The sequence below is a fragment of the Candidatus Trichorickettsia mobilis genome (genome assembly GCF_034366785.1).
Classification (GTDB): domain Bacteria; phylum Pseudomonadota; class Alphaproteobacteria; order Rickettsiales; family Rickettsiaceae; genus Trichorickettsia; species Trichorickettsia mobilis_A.
In genome coordinates, this window is sequence record NZ_CP112938.1 from 10,637 (window position 1) to 28,933 (window position 18,297).

General features: G+C 34.7%; 15 protein-coding genes. 5 read left to right on the forward strand and 10 right to left on the reverse strand.

Annotated features, from left to right (window positions below; genetic code table 11):
• The first annotated feature begins 306 nt into the window (after nt 1–306).
• Both Trichorick_RS08025 and Trichorick_RS08030 read left to right on the forward strand, forming a co-directional pair.
• The gene (locus Trichorick_RS08025) at nt 307–5,400 is read left to right on the forward strand and encodes a DUF4011 domain-containing protein (protein WP_323739136.1); all 5,094 of its coding nucleotides are present in this window, start codon (nt 307–309) and stop codon (nt 5,398–5,400) included.
• A gap of 105 nt (nt 5,401–5,505) precedes the next feature.
• Nucleotides 5,506–8,907, forward strand: coding sequence for a TM0106 family RecB-like putative nuclease (locus Trichorick_RS08030; RefSeq protein WP_323739137.1), 3,402 nt, complete (start codon nt 5,506–5,508; stop codon nt 8,905–8,907).
• A gap of 17 nt (nt 8,908–8,924) precedes the next feature.
• Here the strand turns inward: Trichorick_RS08030 and Trichorick_RS08035 are convergent, their stop codons facing one another.
• The 6 genes from Trichorick_RS08035 to Trichorick_RS08060 form a co-directional block, all read right to left on the reverse strand.
• A complete protein-coding gene (locus Trichorick_RS08035) occupies nt 8,925–9,641 on the reverse strand; it encodes a Bax inhibitor-1/YccA family protein (RefSeq protein ID WP_323739138.1) in 717 nt (238 codons plus the stop codon).
• 25 nt (nt 9,642–9,666) lie between these two features.
• A complete protein-coding gene (locus tag Trichorick_RS08040; RefSeq protein ID WP_323739139.1) occupies nt 9,667–11,115 on the reverse strand; it encodes an Rpn family recombination-promoting nuclease/putative transposase in 1,449 nt (482 codons plus the stop codon).
• Entirely contained in the window at nt 11,112–11,303 is a 192-nt protein-coding gene (locus Trichorick_RS08045) for a hypothetical protein (RefSeq protein WP_323739140.1), read from the reverse strand. The genes Trichorick_RS08040 and Trichorick_RS08045 overlap by 4 nt, the downstream gene beginning before the upstream one ends.
• A gap of 90 nt (nt 11,304–11,393) precedes the next feature.
• A complete protein-coding gene (locus Trichorick_RS08050) occupies nt 11,394–11,972 on the reverse strand; it encodes a DNA-3-methyladenine glycosylase I (RefSeq protein ID WP_410250274.1) in 579 nt (192 codons plus the stop codon).
• Between the two features lie 39 nt (nt 11,973–12,011).
• Nucleotides 12,012–13,583: an AAA family ATPase gene (locus Trichorick_RS08055; protein ID WP_323739141.1), complete on the reverse strand. Its 1,572-nt coding sequence runs from the start codon at nt 13,581–13,583 to the stop codon at nt 12,012–12,014.
• Between the two features lie 43 nt (nt 13,584–13,626).
• Nucleotides 13,627–13,785 (reverse strand): hypothetical protein, encoded by a 159-nt coding sequence (locus Trichorick_RS08060; RefSeq protein ID WP_323739142.1) that lies wholly within the window; start codon nt 13,783–13,785, stop codon nt 13,627–13,629.
• A gap of 276 nt (nt 13,786–14,061) precedes the next feature.
• On the opposite strand from Trichorick_RS08060, the gene Trichorick_RS08065 reads away from it, so the two are divergent.
• Nucleotides 14,062–15,039, forward strand: a complete 978-nt coding sequence (locus Trichorick_RS08065; RefSeq protein ID WP_323739143.1) for an N-6 DNA methylase — start codon at nt 14,062–14,064, stop codon at nt 15,037–15,039.
• A gap of 62 nt (nt 15,040–15,101) precedes the next feature.
• Here the strand turns inward: Trichorick_RS08065 and Trichorick_RS08070 are convergent, their stop codons facing one another.
• The 3 genes from Trichorick_RS08070 to Trichorick_RS08080 are packed head-to-tail and all read right to left on the reverse strand — an operon-like array spanning nt 15,102 to nt 16,455.
• Entirely contained in the window at nt 15,102–15,362 is a 261-nt protein-coding gene (locus Trichorick_RS08070) for a hypothetical protein (RefSeq protein ID WP_323739144.1), read from the reverse strand.
• A gap of 31 nt (nt 15,363–15,393) precedes the next feature.
• Nucleotides 15,394–15,660: a hypothetical protein gene (locus tag Trichorick_RS08075; RefSeq protein WP_323739145.1), complete on the reverse strand. Its 267-nt coding sequence runs from the start codon at nt 15,658–15,660 to the stop codon at nt 15,394–15,396.
• Between the two features lie 27 nt (nt 15,661–15,687).
• A complete protein-coding gene (locus Trichorick_RS08080) occupies nt 15,688–16,455 on the reverse strand; it encodes a ParB/RepB/Spo0J family partition protein (protein ID WP_323739146.1) in 768 nt (255 codons plus the stop codon).
• A 295-nt stretch (nt 16,456–16,750) separates the two neighbouring features.
• On the opposite strand from Trichorick_RS08080, the gene Trichorick_RS08085 reads away from it, so the two are divergent.
• Both Trichorick_RS08085 and Trichorick_RS08090 read left to right on the forward strand, forming a co-directional pair.
• Complete coding sequence (locus Trichorick_RS08085; RefSeq protein WP_323739147.1) at nt 16,751–17,269, forward strand: hypothetical protein; 519 nt, start codon at nt 16,751–16,753, stop codon at nt 17,267–17,269.
• Entirely contained in the window at nt 17,266–17,658 is a 393-nt protein-coding gene (locus Trichorick_RS08090) for a hypothetical protein (RefSeq protein WP_323739148.1), read from the forward strand. The genes Trichorick_RS08085 and Trichorick_RS08090 overlap by 4 nt, the downstream gene beginning before the upstream one ends.
• 275 nt (nt 17,659–17,933) lie before the next feature.
• Here Trichorick_RS08090 and Trichorick_RS08095 read toward each other — a convergent pair.
• On the reverse strand, nt 17,934–18,297 hold a 364-nt coding region (locus Trichorick_RS08095; protein ID WP_323739149.1), incomplete at its 5' end, for a conjugal transfer protein TraD.

Below are 18,297 nucleotides of genomic sequence, written 5' to 3' on the forward strand. Positions count from 1 at the left end.
ATAACAAACTTTCTTACCCAAATTTATTTCTAAGCTCTTCTTTAAAAAGGCTCGCTGAGTTGAGTTACCATATAAAGATTTAATTTTGTTTAGGTTATTATCGCTTAATATCAAAGAAATAATTATCACGCTCTATTGTACCTAGATATAACTCAACTTTATCAACTACTAAAAAGATTGTAGAGTATTATCTATTAGACTGATCATTAATATGAACAATATTTTAACTTGCTATCAGCTGTTAAGGCAATTAAATTTTGAATGTGAGAATTTAGTAAAGCACTAAACAATACAAAGTAAAAATCCATGGAATTAGAAGATAATAGTGTAGAACTTACATTAAAGACAGATTTTCAAAAATTAATCAATAACCGTATAGAAGTCCTGCGCCTTAAACTTCTTGATTTTACTAGAAAAAACCCATTAATCTCTACCAGGTTTTCTGATCGTTCAAATTCTTTTTTACGTATAGTTGATTGTGTACCTGAGTTGTTGTTTCAGTCTCTATTAAACAATAATATGAGAATTATTCCCCTACCAGATTTAGGCACGGAACCTGAAGATGAGAAAAGTAGAGAATTTCAAGAGGCTTTGACTGAGGCAAGAATTAATGATGAAGGTTATTTAAGTGGGCTTGAAGCAATAAACCATGAAAGAGATGAAGCTCCTGAGCTTTTAGCACAAACAGAGCGACAATTAAAAGATAGGTTGCGGCAAAAACTGAATATGCCATTGCGGCAAACAAAAAATAACTTATCGCTGCAACAGCATGCTAAAAATCATGGAATATCTACTAATTATGAACTACCTTTTGAAGGCAAGGCTCAAATTAATCAAGATATACAAACCCTTCTTTTACCTGATGTTTTAGAAAGGCGATTAAATGCTCTTTTGACAAAAGAAAACAGTTGGAAAGAGGAGACTGGTATCAGCGTTTTGCATATTGCTTTTGGGTTTTTGGAGTGGGAAGATGGAAATAATAGTTCTACTTTATTTTCTCCTTTAATCTTAATTCCATTAAGGCTTGAAAGAAAAAGAACTAAGAATGGGCAAGAATTCTGGGTTGGCTGTGATGAAGCAGAACCACAAGAAAATAAAATTCTAGCAGAAAAATTAAGATCAGAGCTTAGTATAATACTACCAGAATACACAGGGCAATTAGAAGAGTATTTCAAAGATTTGGCAAAACAAAAACCAAAGGATATAACTTGGAATATAAGGCGTTGGGTAACAATTGGTGTATTTCCTTCTGCGCGACTTGCAATGTATAATGACCTAGACACAAATAGCTATGACTTTACTAGCCACTCTATTGTTTCAAGCTTGCTTGGTGGATCAAACTTACAATATAGCACACTTCCTCCTTTTGCTGAAGAATATAACGTAGATGAACCAGAAATAGAGAATAGGGTACCATACCTTATTACCGATGCTGATGCCTCACAATTTAGTACAATTGTTGATATAGTCAACGGAAAAAATTTGGCAGTTGAAGGACCGCCTGGAACAGGAAAATCTCAAACTATTGTAAACACCATTGCTTCTGTACTTGCTACTGGTAAGAAAGTGTTATTTGTAGCTGAAAAATCCGCTGCACTTGCAGTAGTTAGATCTAGATTAGAAGCTTTTGGACTTGGTAATTTCTTATTAACGTTGGAAGCAAATCGTGCAAGTAAAGAGGTGGTAATTTCATCTATTAGAGATAGAATTGAGATGGATCCATGTCTTAATTCTAGTGAGTTAGATCATGAAATAAAACGATTTAAAGAAGCAAGGGATAAGTTGAAGTATTATGTAGATACGCTATCTACAACTTATGGCACAACTGATTTTACTATTCATCATATTCTGGGTTGTAGTATTAAGTTTAACGACATTATTGATAATTTAGACAAAAATATTAAAAAATATTACATACCAGATATAAAGAACAAAAATGATTTGCACCACATTTTATCTAAGTGCAAACAGATCGAAGATGCATGGCTTGAGGCATTAAATAATCCTGACTATTGGCATATTATAAGACTACCGAATATTGACCGTTTTATGGCAGATGAACTTATCGCATGTGCAGAAGAAACAGGGAAGTTATTTTTTGAGCTATCAGAAATACGGCAACGATTACTTAGTTTTAAAGCTGATCATTCAATAAAAGTAGAAACTCTAAAAGAGATTGAGCAAATTATTAAAGCTTTACCTAGCTTTATATCACATAGTGATATAGAAGTTGCAACAAAACTTGCATCTGTGGAAAAGATTGAAATAGTTAAGAACTATTTAAACACTGCAGAATCATGGAGGACAAATAGAGATAAGATTTTACAGCACGTTAATGGTGAATTAAACACGTGTACTTTAGAGAAATTGAAATTAATCAAGCAATTATTGCATAAATATGAAATAAATTCATTACATGATCAAGTCTTACAAGAAGTGGTTACTAAAAATAAAAAATTATTGGATGATATTATTACAGTTAAATGTATATCTCATCATGTGCTAAAAATATCAGAAATATTTTTGAATATTTCAATTTTTGATCTATTTAAAGTTATCGAGCTTCTTTCAGGATTTTCTAGGACGGCTTTAGTATTCCGACATGAAAAACTGAACGATATATCTTTTCAAATATTTATTGCTAACCAGGTAAAGAAAGGCTTAGCGTTAAGAGAACGTAGAGATTCTCTTAACGACTGTTTTATTTTGGATTCTTTGCCCGGATCAGAAATAATAGCAAAACATGCTTCTATTTTATCTAATTCTCATACTTTTTCTTTTTTAAATTCTAATTACAGAAAAGCACAAAAATTCTACCGATCAGTGGTTAAAAGTAATAATTTTGATAAATCAGATAGTGTAGGCAAGCTAAAAGATTTAAGCCAGTGGGTCGTAGATTTAAAAAATTACTTAGAGAATGAGACACTTAAAAACATTCTAGGATTACATTTTGATGGAATTGATACTGATTTTTATTCTGTTCAAGAAGCGATAGATTTCTTTCAGAGTGTTGATCAAATGTTCTCTAGACAAGATTATTTAGAACTAAATAATTTTCTAAAATATGAAAATATCCACCAAATTCAAAGCTTACAAATAACAGAATATAAATATATTAGCCAAGAAATATCTAATTTAAAACTGGCAGATATAGAACAGCATGTAAACTGTTTTGAACAAACTGTTGAAGAATGTAAAGCTGACATTAAGTACTTGCAAGAGCTTAAGGTAATACTTGTAAAACCAGAAGAAACTATGAGAGAGGAAATTATTGACCTCTGTACAGGGTTTGAACATTTATTACGAACAAAAGAGGTCTTAAGAAACAATAAAGATTTGGAAGATATTCTTACTGATTCATTTCAGGCAGAGGAGACAAATGAGGATAGATTGCAAGCGAGTTTATTGCTTGCTCAGAGCCTTATCAAATTAAATGAATCTGATAAAAACTTCTTTTTATACTGTATGAAAAGGGGAGTATTGGAAGAATTAAAGTTAATTATATCAGAGATTGTAGACTTAAATCATAAAGCTTATTCTTCTTTACAAGATTTATCAGAAAAAACAGAAACATCACCTGAAGAATGGTTGAGAGATAAATCTTATATTGAATTTGCTGAATTTATGAGACTTGCTGCAAAAGATAAAAGTGGGTTGATTGCCTACTCCAGATTTCTTGGTATAAAGAATACTCTCATCCCAGAAGGATATCAGTCGTTTATTGATGCGATACTTTTTTCTAAAAAAGTCAATAATAGTCTGTGTAATGTTGTTGAGGCTATGATAATGCATAAGATGGTGCGAGAGGTTTATGCTGAATATGGTAACATACTTACTGCTTATAATGGTACTACTCTAAACTTTTTAAGAAAAGATTTACAAGACGCGGATCGTAAAATTATTGAATTATCAAGACAGAGTTTACGAAGCAAGCTCTTTTACCAAGCTTGCCCTCCTAGCGGGTGCGGTTATGGCAGAAAAAGTGATTATACGGAAATGGCTTTACTAAAGAGTGAAATATCTAAAAAACAACGCTATCTTCCAGTTAGAAGTATTACAAAAAAAGCAACTTCATCTTTGCTGGAATTAAAACCATGCTGGTTAATGTCTCCACTAGCCGTAGCCCAATATTTACCTAAAGAAGCCATCGAATTTGATTTGGTAATTATTGACGAAGGCTCACAAATGCCGCCAGAAGATGCAATTGTAGCGTTAGTTCGTGCTAAACAAGCTATGATAGTTGGTGATACAAACCAACTATCTCCTACTAGTTTTTTTCGCACGATGGTAGAAGATGATGAAATGGATGAAGATTACAAAGTTACAGAAGAATCAATTTTAGAGATGGCTAACCTCTCATTTAAACCAATAAGGCGTCTCAGATGGCATTATCGTTCAAAGCATCCGGGACTTATATCTTTTTCTAATAAGCATGTTTATAATGAAGATCTTGTTGTTTTTCCAGCTGCACAAGATAATTGTCCAAAAATGGGGGTGTATTATACAAAAGTAGATGGTATCTATTCTTGCGGCAGTAATCCTAAAGAAGCAAAGATAGTAGTTGATTCTATTCTTGATTTTATGAAAAAAGACCCGGATAAATCTTTAGGAGTGGTATCGCTTAATAAAAAACAACGTGATTTGCTTCAAGAAGAAATAGAGTATGCTAGAGAGCAACATCAACATGTAAAAGAATATATTGATAAATGGGAACAAGAAAAAGACGGGTTAGAACCATTTTTTATCAAAAATTTGGAAAATGTGCAAGGTGATGAAAGAGATGTCATTTTTATAAGTACAGTTTATGGACCGGAAAAAGCAGATGCTCGTGTTATGCAACGTTTTGGGCCAATAAACGGTATAGCAGGTAAACGACGTTTGAATGTTTTGTTATCCAGAGCAAAAGAGAGAATTGTAACCTTTTCTTCTATGACTGCTGCAGATATTCAAATTGAAAAAGATGGAAATCCTGGAGTTTATATGTTCAAGTGTTGGTTAGAATATGCCGCATCCGGTATACTTGAAGGTGGTAACTACACTAGGCAAGAACCTGATTCGGAATTTGAGGAACATGTTATCGAGCAAATTAAGTCTATTGGATGCGAGGCTTTTCCGCAGATTGGTGTTAAAGGATTTTCTATAGATATCGGTGTTAAGCATCCAGACTGGCCGCACGGTTTTATAATGGGGATAGAATGTGATGGAGCTGGTTACCATTCATCACGTTCAGCTCGTGATCGTGATCGATTGCGACAAGAAATTTTAGAAGGATTAGGTTGGTATTTGTATAGGATCTGGTCAACCGATTGGTTTGAAGATCCAAGGTTAGAAACTGAGAAATTGAGACAGGCCATAACCCAAAGGTTAGATGATTTAAAAAGCTTTAATGGCTCTATATAATTAGAAATTCTTCTAATTATATAGAATTATATTAATAATGATGATTTCCATATAGCATACTTTCGGCTATAAATGTCTTAAATAAATTTAAGTATATTGATTGTTATGTACATTGAAGCAGGTCAATTAATTTACTCTCCTTCAGACTTGACTTTGTACATGGATAGTCCTTTTGCATCTTGGATGGAGCATTCGATGCTTATTAATCCCGAGCTGTTGTCTTTTGTAGATTCGCCTGATGAGATGATGGTTCTGCTACAAAGACGAGGAGCTTTACATGAAACCGAGGTCTTAAATTCTTTTCTTCAAAAAAATCTCAATATTGTACAAATTGCCAAAGGCTCGAATGCAGCACAAGATACTCTTGCCGCTATGCAATCTGGAGCAGACGTTATTTATCAAGCCGCCTTATCGCTATTGCCGTTTACGGGATATGCCGATTTTTTAGTAAAAGTAGAAGGTAAAAGTCGTTTCGGTGATTTTTATTATGAGGTTTGGGATACTAAGCTGGCAAAAACTTTAAAACCGTATGTTGCGGTGCAATTATGTTGTTATGCCGAAATGCTAGAGGCATTGCAAGGAAGAAGACCGGATTATATAGTAGCGGCACTAGGTAACGGTAATAATCAACGCTTATTAACAAATGATTATTTTTATTATTATGAAAATTTAAAATTACGATTCTTACGGTTACATCAAAATTTTTCCGCTTTTGATGTTCCAAACCCTGCCGATTCTAATAATTGGGGACGCTGGAGTAATTATGCCGAAGATTTGTTAAAACAGGCAGATCATTTATGTCTGATTGCTACGATAACCAAGAGTCAAATTAAAAAACTTAACAAATCAGGCATTTATACCGTACAAGAAATAATCGATACCGACCCCAAAGTTATTAAAGGCATTAATAATGAGGTATTAGCAAGATTAAAAACTCAAGCTAAAATACAAAAAGACAGTATAGGTAAGGATACTCCTTTATACCGGATTTTACCGCATGAACTTAATAAGAAAACCGGTCTAACATTACTTCCTCCCGCTTCTTCGTTAGATATTTATTTTGATATCGAAGGCTTTCCTCTGGAAGACGGAGGTTTAGAGTATTTATGGGGTGTTAGTTATTTTGATCAAAGCGGAGTGCTTCAATATAAAGATTTTTGGGCGCATAACAAAGAGGAAGAAAAAATAACTTTTAAAGCTTTTATTGATTGGGCTTATGATCGTTGGTTACAGGATCCTACCATGCATATTTATCACTACGCTAACTATGAAATTGCTGCATGTCGTAAATTAGCAGGACGTTACGGTATTTGTGAATATGAAGTCGATCAGCTTCTGCGTAATGAAGTATTTATTGATTTATATAAAGTAGTTAAAGGTAGTTTGTTATTAGGAGAACCCCGATACTCAATTAAAAATGTCGAGCGTCTTTATCGAGATAAAAGGTCAACCGAGGTCGGTTCAGGCGGGGATTCGGTTGTCGTATATGAAAGATGGAGAGAAGATCCTGACGGCGACAATTGGGAGGAATCAAAAATATTAAATGCGATACGCCGGTATAATATAGACGATTGTAATTCAACGCAAGAATTGGTTGATTGGTTAAGATTACAACAAAAAGAACACGGTATAGCTTATCTAGGTAAAACGGAAATAATAGAACCAGAAGTACAAGAGACAATAACCGAACGTATTAAATTAAGAGAAACGTTGCTACAAAAGGCTGTTGTACTAAAAGATCAAGGCGATATAAAAAGTGCCGAAGTACATGCTATTTTTGGTTGGGTACTAGAATTCCACCGGCGTGAGAAGAAACCGATGTATTGGCGATTATTTGATCGTATGGGTTTAAGCGATGAGGAATTGATCTACGATATAGATTGTTTAGCATATTGTATACGTACGGATAAACCGCCGTATAAACAGATGCCTAAATCTAGAAACTTCATATATGAATATGCGTTTGATTCTAATCAGGAATTTAAAGGTATTTGTGAAAGATATATTGTACTCGGTAAAGCTCAAGCCAACGGCAAGAATATAAACGTTAAAGTTATAAAAGAAGAACCTTTTTTGGATAAAGGTTTAATCGCGTTACAAGCAAGTCAAGAGTTAGATAAGGTTATTACTTTGATTCCTGACGAGAATGTACCGGTTAAACCGATCCCCGAGGCAATAACAAAACAGGCCGAGGCTTTCTTACGAGGCGATCTTGTTAATACGGCAATTATCGACTTTCTAATGCGTGATAATCCGCGAATTACGGGTCATAAATCAGGTCAACCTATAATAAGCCACGATCCTTCGTCACGATTATCGGAAATAATACAAGCGGTAAGCTGCTTAGATAACAGCTATTTAACTATTCAAGGACCGCCCGGTTCGGGTAAGACTTATACCGCCAAACACGTTATAGCCGCATTGTTAAAGCTCGGTAAAAAAATAGGAATTTCCTCTAACAGCCATAAGGCAATTAACCATCTTTTGATTAATACGGCAGAGTACTGTCAACAAGAGGCAATTAACGGCTATTTTGCTTGTACAAAAAATACGGATGAAACGTTACTTAAGCTCGGTATCCATATTTATAAGAATGAAGATATAGCGCATAGTTTACAGCCAAGTTGCGTAATAGGTACAACGGCGTGGGGTTTTGCTCGAGACGATTTAGAGAATGCATTTGATTATCTTTTTATTGATGAAGCGGGGCAAGTAAGCGTTGCTAATTTGATTGCAATGAGTCGCTCTACTAGAAATATTGTTTTAATGGGTGACCAAATGCAACTAGGTCAACCGTCACAGGGAAGTCATCCTGAAGGTAGCGGTTTGTCGACATTAGAGTATTTACTACATACAACGCCTACCGTATCCGAGTCAATGGGTGTTTTTCTTGGAACAACCTACCGTATGCATTCTGCCGTTAATCAATTCATCAGTGATTCAATTTACGAGGGAAAACTTGCATCGGCCTCAGATAATGATCGCCAATGCATAAAAGTGCCTGCCGAATACCAAGGAATTTTAAATAAGGAAGCGGGCGTGATCCCCGTGCCGGTTTTTCATGAGGGTAATACACAGGCAAGTGAAGAAGAGGTCGAACAAATCGTGTTATTAGCAAGGCAACTAATAGGACGTGTTTTTAGCGATAAGAGCGGCAAAGAGCGTTTTATTGATTGGAGCGATATGATATTTGTCGCGCCTTATAATTATCAGGTGAATAAATTGAAAGCGGCATTAGGAGAGCAAGCTAAAGTCGGTAGTGTCGATAAGTTTCAAGGACAGGAAGCTCCTATCGTATTTTTAAGCATGTGCGCCAGTAATGCTAACGAATCTGCACGGGGAATGAAGTTCTTATTTGATAAAAATCGTATTAATGTTGCCGTATCTCGAGCGCAATGCATGACGATAGTGACTTATAGCCCCTCTTTACTAGAAACAACGGTTAGTAATACAGAACAACTCGAGATGGTTAATTTATTCTGTAAATTAGTAAAGACTATAGAATGAATGCTAAACGTAGTTTATTAATAGTCACTTTTTCTTACGCCTACAAAGTGCAGCAGCATTGTAAAGAGATTGATAAAATCAAGATATAAAGTCAGCGCACCGTATACGGCAATATTACCTGCTCTTGCTGCACTACCGTTCATACCGTAATAAATTGATTTGAGCTTCTGCGTATCGTAAGCGGTAAGAGCGGTAAATATACCTACCCCGATCAGAGAGACTGCAAAATCAAGGGCAGCAGAACGTAAGAATACATTAATTAGGCTAGCAATAATTAAACCTATTAATCCCATGTAAGCAAAACTACCGAGACCCGTTAAATCTTTCTTGGTGCTATATCCATATAGACTCATTGCACCGAAAGTAGAAGCGGTAATAAAAAATGTTTTAGCAATGCTTGCCGCCGTATATACAAGAAATATGCTACCTAGCGATAAGCCGTTAAGAGCGGCAAATATTCCAAGGTGCAACATAGCCTGTTCTTTACTCATACTCATTAAATTACGGCTAAAGAAAAAAATATAGATTAGCGGCGCAAACATGACCGCATAGGCAAGAGGAGTAGAAAATAACATCATTGCTAACTGCTCGCTACTGCCGACTATGTACGCTACCAATGCCGATATACTTAGAGCCATAGCCATATTACGATAAATAGAGAGCATATAAATTCTTAAACCTTCATCGTAATAAGTAGAGGATTCTCTAGCAAAGCCGTAATTGTTGTATTTCATAAATATTAAATAAAAACGTTGATAGTTAAATAAGTTTTTGAATATCATCCAAGCTTAAACCGGTAGCGGCAGAAATAGTCTTAGTATCGATTTGCTGAGAAAGTAGGTTCTTGGCTATTTCTATGGTCTTTTTGTTTTCACCTTTTGCCATACCTTGCATAATGCCTTTGTTAAAGCCTTCTTCAATATATGAATCTGCAATAGTTCTCATAATATTATTTGCCTCTTCTTTAGGTAAATTATCTACAATTAACTGCTCCAATAAATGCTTTGACTTTTCCGGAACCTTGGAATCACTATACCATAAAATCAGTCTAGTTAGAATATAATTCTGTTCCTTATCGATCACAATAGCCCGAGAGCAACGACTCATAGCATCCTTGATCACGGCAAGAGTATCTCGCTCGTGAATGTGTTTCATAGTATAGAGCAGAAAGCTCAAATGCTTCCCGTAATCTATTGCTTGATCGTCCATTGCCTGCAGATCGATCAAATTATAATTCTCGGTTATTGTTTTTCTTGCGATACCCGGATAAGCAAATAGCTCGAATATATTTTTAGGAGCTTTATATTTAGCTTTGCCGTTATATATAACGAGCGGTAGAATGACCGGTAATTTATTTTTCCCGCTTGCATGTCTCTCAAGTAAAAGAAGAGAATATTTAAGAAGTCTGAAAGCAATCCAGTAGTCAGAATAAGACTGATGCTCAACGAGTGCGTAGATAAAAGCATTATTTGTTTTATCTTCGGTTTTATCGTGCATTTGCACGGAGAAGACCATATCGCTAAGTTTTGTCTTAAGTGATTCTTCAATATATGTTTCTTTCTCCGGTTTTATCGTAGATAGATCAATTAAGGTTTTGTATTCATCAGGCAAATATTCCGATAAAAACTCCTGAGCAATAACTGGATTCTCCAGTGCCTTTTTAATAAGGGAATCGTGATTTGCCTTTTTTAGCTTTTCTCTTTTTACCTCTGTCCACTTTGCGTAATTAATCTCTTCTTCGGTTACCGTGCCTATTTGATTGCCCTGAAGATCAACCCTCGGGTTACCGATGATAAGATTTTGGCGATACTTCTTACTTCCGGTATATCTTTTTAAAAATCTTCTTATTTTTACTTTGGCAAAAGGTAACCCTTCGCTTGCAAGTAATTGCTTATGAGTGCCTACCGCGAGAGGTAACGGCGTCGCTCCGGCAGAAAAACATTTAGGATAGGTGTTTTGTAAATATTTAAGTATTGCGGAATATTCTTCGGGAGTTAATATTTCTGCTTGGGTAGTAGAGTTGCCTGCTTTTACAGCGTTATTCTTCAAATCTCTATTCGGCGAAGCATAATTTGTGCCGATTAAATTTTCCTTATTGCTCTTGTTTTCCGTGTTTTGCTTAAAACCTTTGGTATTGCCCGAGGATTTAGAGCCGGTATTTAGCTTTAGCTTAGAAGTATTCAAAGTAAGTTTAGGTTTATCCGTCATGCGCAATTAGCAAGATGCTTATTATTATCCGTATTTTCTCTATATTGATGAGTGTCGACTAGTCTGTATCTACCTTCCGTATGTTTCTCAAGCCAATTACCTAGTAATTCCAGCGATACTTGCCGATCTGCAGAATATAGAAAATTTAAGATAGTATTTTTTGGCAGCGTAGCGGTTTTATCATTCATAAGCTTAAGATGTTTATAGGTATTTAAAAGAAACAAGAATTTATATTCGCTTTTTATAATAACAATTAATCCAAAATATTCAAATTTAAACTATCCGGCATTATTTTTATGATGTCTAAAACAATAAGAAGGGTGATCGTTAACCATACCTATAGCTTGCATAAAGGCGTAGATGATTTTAGAGCCGATAAAAGTAAAGCCTCTGTTTTTCATATCTGCGCAGATAGCATCCGATAAATCAGTTCTGCTCGGGACTTCTTCAGAAGTATTCCAATTATTCAAAATCGGTTGATGATCAACATAGTTCCAGATGTAATTACTGAAAGAGCCGTGGTGTTTTTGTATTGCAAGAAACTTTTTAGCATTTTGTACGGAAGAGATAATTTTTGCTTTGCTTCTTATTATCCCTGCATTCATCAGTAGTTCTTCTTCTTTCTTAGAATCATAACAAGCAACTTTCTCGGGATCAAAATTATCGTAGGCTAATCGGTAATTTTCACGTTTCTTTAAAATCGTAAGCCAGCTTAAACCTGCCTCTGCGGATTCTAACACCAATAGTTCGAATAGCTTATGATCGTCATATATCGGTACTCCCCACTCTTCATCGTGATACTGAAGATATAATAAATGGTCTTTAATCCAGTCACATCTTGTTTTCCGTCTATAAATTGCATACTTAACGGCTTATGTAATGTTGATTATAATATATTAATTTTCAGAATGATAACTAATTTCCAGTATTCTATCTACCTTAAATACTCTGCTCTCTTGCCTCTTAAGACAAAAGGCTTGAATCCCCGTATAGGTTTTACCTAAATATAGCATTTCTCCGATATAAGTCGGTTGAATTAATCGAGAGGATTTCTCATCTTTGGCTTTTAAGTAAGTAATGTTAAGGGTTAATCGGTTTTTGATAGCATTTTCTATTATTTTAATTTTATCTTCGGTAGGGCATTCTTGTGCTGATTTTTTATACTGATAGTCGGTAACAAACTTAACTACGTTCCAGTCCATCCATATATGTTTTTTAGCAATCATTTTCTTGATAACAAGCCCTTCTAGGCATGTGCATCTACTAAGAGCAACATACATCTGACCGTGGGCAAAAGTACCTTTTCCTATATCTAGGATAACTTTATCAAAAGTTTTGCCTTGACTTTTATGGATAGTAATTGCCCAAGCAAGCATTACGGGATACTGCGTAAAAGTACCGGTGATACCTGATTTTAACTCACTTCCTTCAAGATAAAAATGATAGGATTCCCAAGTATAAGGAGCAACGCTAACTTTCTTACCGGTTTCTAGTAAAATTATTAGTTTAGGTATCTCATCATCCTTATCGATAGAGATTATTTTACCGATAGTACCGTTAATAAAACGCCCGCCCGAATCATTATTGAGCATCATTACCTGTGCTCCGACTTTCAATTTAAGGTCAATTAAGGTCGGAAGTTGCTCTTTAGCAAAATTACCTTCGATTACTCCGGTAAAAATATATTCTTTTGCTTTGATTTTACTAAGTCTTTGAGAATTGAGTAATTCGGCATTAGTATTGGTAGAAGTCAGATAGATATAGAAATCATTGATATTAGGCTCAAAACTTTCATCATAACGCTCATTAATTATATTAATATCCTCATCAGTAGCCGAATTATTACGGATTGCATTTAAAATATTGATAAATTTTGCATCGCTTTGCCTATAAATCTTATCAAGTTCGATAAACTCCATATCCAGACCCTGAAAACATTTAGCACTAAAAAAATAAGGGGTAGTATACTGAGACTTAAAAATCTGTTTTTCCGATGACGGTACTACGGGAGGTAATTGATATAAGTCGCCTATAAATATCATTTGTATCCCGCCGAAAGGTTGATCGAACTTTTTACCGTTAATACGCAGGAATTTATCTATGCAGTCGAGTAAGTCGGCTCTAATCATTGAGATCTCGTCAATGATTATTATATCAAGCTTTTTGTAGATATTTTCTTTTTTAGTATCGCTTGAATTTTTACCTGCTTTAATTGAGGCAAGAGTTACATTAGGTTTAAACTTGAAGAATGAGTGAACGGTCTGGCCTTTGATGTTCACTGCGGCAGTACCCGTAGGAGCTAACACCGCAACTTGTTTTTCGGTGTTACTTCTAAAATGATTTAACAGCGTTGATTTACCCGTTCCTGCTTTACCGGTAATAAAAACATTGAGACTTGTCGACTGCATTAAATCAAAGGCTTTTAAAAACTGTTCGTTGAATTCAATGTTACCAAGGTTATGAGCCACTTTTTTATTTTTATAATTATTGTCGTTTTAAATTTAATATAACTCAAAACTGCTCTTTTTCATATTTAACAATAGTATATCTGCCGTCAGTTTTGGCAGTAAGCCACTTATTTAGTTCTTCGACCGGAAGATCTTCGTCAGCTGAGGATAGCCAATTTAATAATAGCGATTTATTAACGGTATCCTGAGGTTCTTTTTTCATTATTTTGTTTTAACTGCTTAAGTTACAGGTAATGCAGATATTACCATGAATATGCCAAGATTGCTAGAAAACGATAAAAATATACCGAGTTAGGAAGATAGATTTTAGTAGCTTCACCTTTATTAAAATTCAAGGGTACGCTCCGCCGCCCTTCGGGCGCGCCTTGAGTTTTAATAAAGCTTACGCTTTTTGCACACCTCAAGAAATGAAAGCATTTTGCTTTCATTTACAGGATTGTCCTGTGTTTTTAATCATTTAAAATCTTGAGGTATTAAGATGCTAGAAGAAAGAATAAAAAGAAACCTTGAAGTATTAGCCGCATTAGCCGATAACGGCAATAAGTCTAGGATTAACGGCGATATTTTAAGTCAATATACCGGTTGGGGAGGACTTAGGGAAGCGATTTTTACTCCATCCGTCTACAGACAATTAAAGCTTTACTTAACCGATGACGAAATCAGCTCTATTAAAAAGACTTTAACTAGTGCTTATTACACTCCCGAATTACTAGTAAAATTTATTTGGACTACTTTACTACGTATGGGTTTTAGAAAAGGGGAGGTACTGGAACCTGCTATAGGAACGGGTATATTTTTAGATAATATGCCCTTGAAAATAAGACGGGCAAGTAATGTGGATGCTATAGAAATCGACCGCGTCACCTGTAATATCTTAGTCAACAAACATCCCGAAATTAATTTAATATGTTCGGGTTTTGAAACCGCTTATTTCGGTAAGAAAAAATACGATCTGATTATTTCAAATCCGCCGTACGGTAGGGAATCAATAAACGATATTTTCTACCCTGACTTATCAGGGTTAGTTATTCATCACTGGTTTGTTGCAAAATCTGCTAAAATACTTAAAGATAAGGGTATTATAGCAATGGTAGTCCCGCAATTCTTCCTTGATAATGTCAAAGACCACGCAAGAAATATTATCAATGAAGAGGGAGTAAGTATGCTGGCGGCATATAGGCTACCCGATAATTTGTTTGCTAATGCTAAAGTAACCGTTGATATCGTCTTTTTACAGAAAGCAAAAACTTCTATAAAATGGCTCATCACTAAAAATATTACGATAGGGAAAGATACAAAACCTATGAATGAATATTTTATTGATCACCCCGAGCATGTACTAGGTGAGTTACAAATCGTGCCTATGTACGATAGGACAGGTATAACCTGCAAAGCTAACGGTAATCTTAGAGACCTACTTTATGAGGTCTGTTTAAAAATAACAAGAATAATATAAATCACCGAATCTTGAACACTCTATCTCTACATAGAGTGTTCAAACAGTTTAATTATAAAGGGTTAGTTCGGATTACCGGATAACTCCTCTAGCTCACTAAATTCATTATAATCGTCTTTAATCAACATTTCCATACTTGCTACTATTTCGGCTATAATTTTAATATTTTCATCTGTTAAGGGACTGTTTGCAATATCCAACAAGCGTTGTACGTCCTGATTTAAATCCTTAGCTATTAAAATATCTATGTATTTAAAATATAACGGGGCAAGCGGATGTTCCGCAAAACTATTATAGGTTTTGCCGTGATTTGAATTGATCATATAAAGACTCCGAGTTTAGTCGATAATAACATTAATTTTGTAATTGCTCCAGTAATTGCTCAAACTTATTTTTCTTATCAGAAACGGCCGCCCTTTGCATTTCAATTATAATCTTAGTAATAATATTACGATTTTCAGGTAAATAATATTCTTTTGTAATAGCTAGTAAATCCTCTGCTTCTTTAAGAAAGTGATGTTGCTTTAGAATATTAATATATTCAAAAAATAAAGAAGATAAAGGATGTTCTGAGAATTCCGCTATTGCGCTTTGTTTTTGCTTAACTTGAGTAAATTCCATAATTTCTTACTCCATTTTCGTGTTTAATTATTCATCTTTAAAAAACTCCATAAGCAATTTGTTTAACTTCTGTTTATTGAAGTTGATATTTTTAGAGAAGAATATTCCGCCTTTTCTCCAAACTGCTATAGTGTTGCCGTTATGACCGGCTATAACTTCTTCTTCCTCATCCCTAAAACTACCGTTTAAAATTTCGTTTATCATTCTTTCAATACGTACGCTACCTGCACCTTTTCTGATTTCTTCGGCAATTTCGATAAGTGCTTTTTTATGATCGTCCGATTTTTTATAAAGAGCAAGGATAGTCTCGGCAGATCTAGCCGAAACCTTACTCATATTACCTACCGCATTCCAGATATCTTTAGAAACCTTGGCAAAGCATAACAGGCTTTGCATCTTTTTTCTTGAGCATCCCGCAATATCGGATAGTTGATCCTGAGTAAGTTTACCGTCTTCTTTTAATTTAGCAAAAGACATACCTCTTGAATATTCGGAAAGCCCAAGCTGTTCATTTTCCTTGATTTGAATAGTAGCGGCTTCAATATCGGGTACGTCAACTACTATTGCTTTCATCATGATATCGGCACCGAGACATGCTTTTAGCCTTCTACTACCTGCAATTACTTCATATTTAAATTTATCGTTATCTTTTAGAGGCCTTACAAAGACGGGAGTAATTTGACCATTACGTTTTATATCTTCCGCTAAAACATCAACATCGCCGAATTCAAAATAGTTACGATCGGCATATTGCCATCTTACGCAAACTCTAGGGTCAATTTCTATAACGTCCATAAACTAATATCTAAGTAATACAAGATTATTATATATAATATACAATCAAAAAACAAGAAAATATTAAGTATTTAAATAATTAAGTTATTTATCGATTTAAAATTACAGGAAGAAAAAATAATAAGCTTAGTAGCTTCATCTTTATTAAAATTCAAGGGTACGCTTCGCCGCCCTGTGGGCGCACCTTGAGTTTTAATAAAGCTTACGCTTTTGCACACCTCAGGAAATGAAAGCAGCTGCTTTCATTTAAAGCCCGAGTGGGTAGGTTTTAATTTAAAATAAGGAGCGTATTATTATGACTAACTATTACAATAGCGGATTATACTTAGAGCCGTTTTTTATCAAGCATAAGTATTTAGAGCTAGATTATTGTTCTATTCATCAAGAGCTAATAGATAGCAGTGATTTTCATTTGTATACGGAGTATTACGGTAGTGAGTTAGAGTTTGAAGGTGAAGAGGATTTAAGAGAGCACGTGGTTGATTTGGTCTTAGAGAGAATAAGTTATTGGGCTACATACTTTGAGCCTTTAATATTTAATAAAAAGATAGCTCTAGAATGTAGTCTTATACCTTTTGTACATTACGGAACAAAATTACTGGCATTGTCAGGTTGCGGTATGGATTTATCGCCTACGCTCGATGCCTATCAAGCGTTAACCGATAATACTATCGATAAAGGAAGTCATCTATTTACCGACAATAATTATTTTGAGCATGTAGTGGGCAGAAGTTTAACGGAAAAAGTAAAGCAGGCGATTTCGTATTACTCATCACTCGGCAAAGGCGATAGAAGCACGGAGGTAGTTCTATGAGCGACTTAATTATCAATTGGAATGATATATTAGGGATATCACCGTTTTATAAGACTCATAAAATTAGTTTTACCGATATTTGTGCAAGTAGATTACGAAACGTAGATTATAACTTTGCTTTACTTGCGCGGCATTACCTAAATGTAGAGGTTGATTCGTCCAATAACTTAGAGCTAATCAGAGACAAAGTGATCTCGGCTATAAGCTGGGATTTAAACACGTGGGATTTATATTTTGAGCCTTTAATATTTGATGAAGAGGTAGCACTAGAGTGTTCTCTTATACCGTTTAGTTTTAGAGGGTTAAAGCTTTTATCTTCTACAGAGCACAGGGTATATTACTCCTTTAGAATTGATGCGTATGAGGTTTTGACTTGCGGTAGTGAATAAAGATAGTAGCTATTTTAAGGAAAACGAAAGGGTATATTTTAGGTATATAGTAGGCGAAGACGTATATCAGAAAATAGTAGGGGTTTTAGAAGCACCATAGTTTTCGTTGTTCATAGTAGAACTAAAAAGCTCCATATGGAGCTTTTTAGTTTAAATAATATTTCTAATATACTATATACGAAATAATAAATTTAAATTAAAAAATCAATTCAATTTAATTACAAAGTAATAAATATTATTATATTATAATGGCTATATTTAAAATTAAATCGTAGTTAAATAATTTGCTCAAGGTTATATTTACTTGTTCCAAGATCGTTTTTTAAAGAATCAACACTAGCGCAATATCCGTACCATTCGGAGCGGAGTTTGTTCCACTTTAAGCCGTGTTCTCTTACGCTCTTGCGAATTTCACCGCTTGGCTCTTGTTCAAACTTTAAAATCACGGCATGCTTATTTGTTTGCTCTTGATCTAATTTAGTTTTACCTATTTTAGTCCACTGCTCTTTAATTGTTTGATTCGTTTCTAATGATGAGGCGATTGATAATAATGCACCGTAAAGAGTATTAGTAGGTAAATAATCTAAACCTGCTTTAGTAACTAATCCGCCTACTTCAATTAAATGCCTAGTGCGCATT

Coding starts and splice junctions, on each gene's coding strand:
- Trichorick_RS08085 (WP_323739147.1), top strand. CDS start 16,751: ATGACTAACTATTACAATAGCGGATTATACTTAGAGCCGTTTTTTATC.
- Trichorick_RS08045 (WP_323739140.1), bottom strand. CDS start 11,303: ATGAATGATAAAACCGCTACGCTGCCAAAAAATACTATCTTAAATTTT.
- Trichorick_RS08090 (WP_323739148.1), top strand. CDS start 17,266: ATGAGCGACTTAATTATCAATTGGAATGATATATTAGGGATATCACCG.
- Trichorick_RS08060 (WP_323739142.1), bottom strand. CDS start 13,785: ATGAAAAAAGAACCTCAGGATACCGTTAATAAATCGCTATTATTAAAT.
- Trichorick_RS08065 (WP_323739143.1), top strand. CDS start 14,062: ATGCTAGAAGAAAGAATAAAAAGAAACCTTGAAGTATTAGCCGCATTA.
- Trichorick_RS08075 (WP_323739145.1), bottom strand. CDS start 15,660: ATGGAATTTACTCAAGTTAAGCAAAAACAAAGCGCAATAGCGGAATTC.
- Trichorick_RS08040 (WP_323739139.1), bottom strand. CDS start 11,115: ATGACGGATAAACCTAAACTTACTTTGAATACTTCTAAGCTAAAGCTA.
- Trichorick_RS08080 (WP_323739146.1), bottom strand. CDS start 16,455: ATGGACGTTATAGAAATTGACCCTAGAGTTTGCGTAAGATGGCAATAT.
- Trichorick_RS08035 (WP_323739138.1), bottom strand. CDS start 9,641: ATGAAATACAACAATTACGGCTTTGCTAGAGAATCCTCTACTTATTAC.
- Trichorick_RS08025 (WP_323739136.1), top strand. CDS start 307: ATGGAATTAGAAGATAATAGTGTAGAACTTACATTAAAGACAGATTTT.
- Trichorick_RS08070 (WP_323739144.1), bottom strand. CDS start 15,362: ATGATCAATTCAAATCACGGCAAAACCTATAATAGTTTTGCGGAACAT.
- Trichorick_RS08030 (WP_323739137.1), top strand. CDS start 5,506: ATGTACATTGAAGCAGGTCAATTAATTTACTCTCCTTCAGACTTGACT.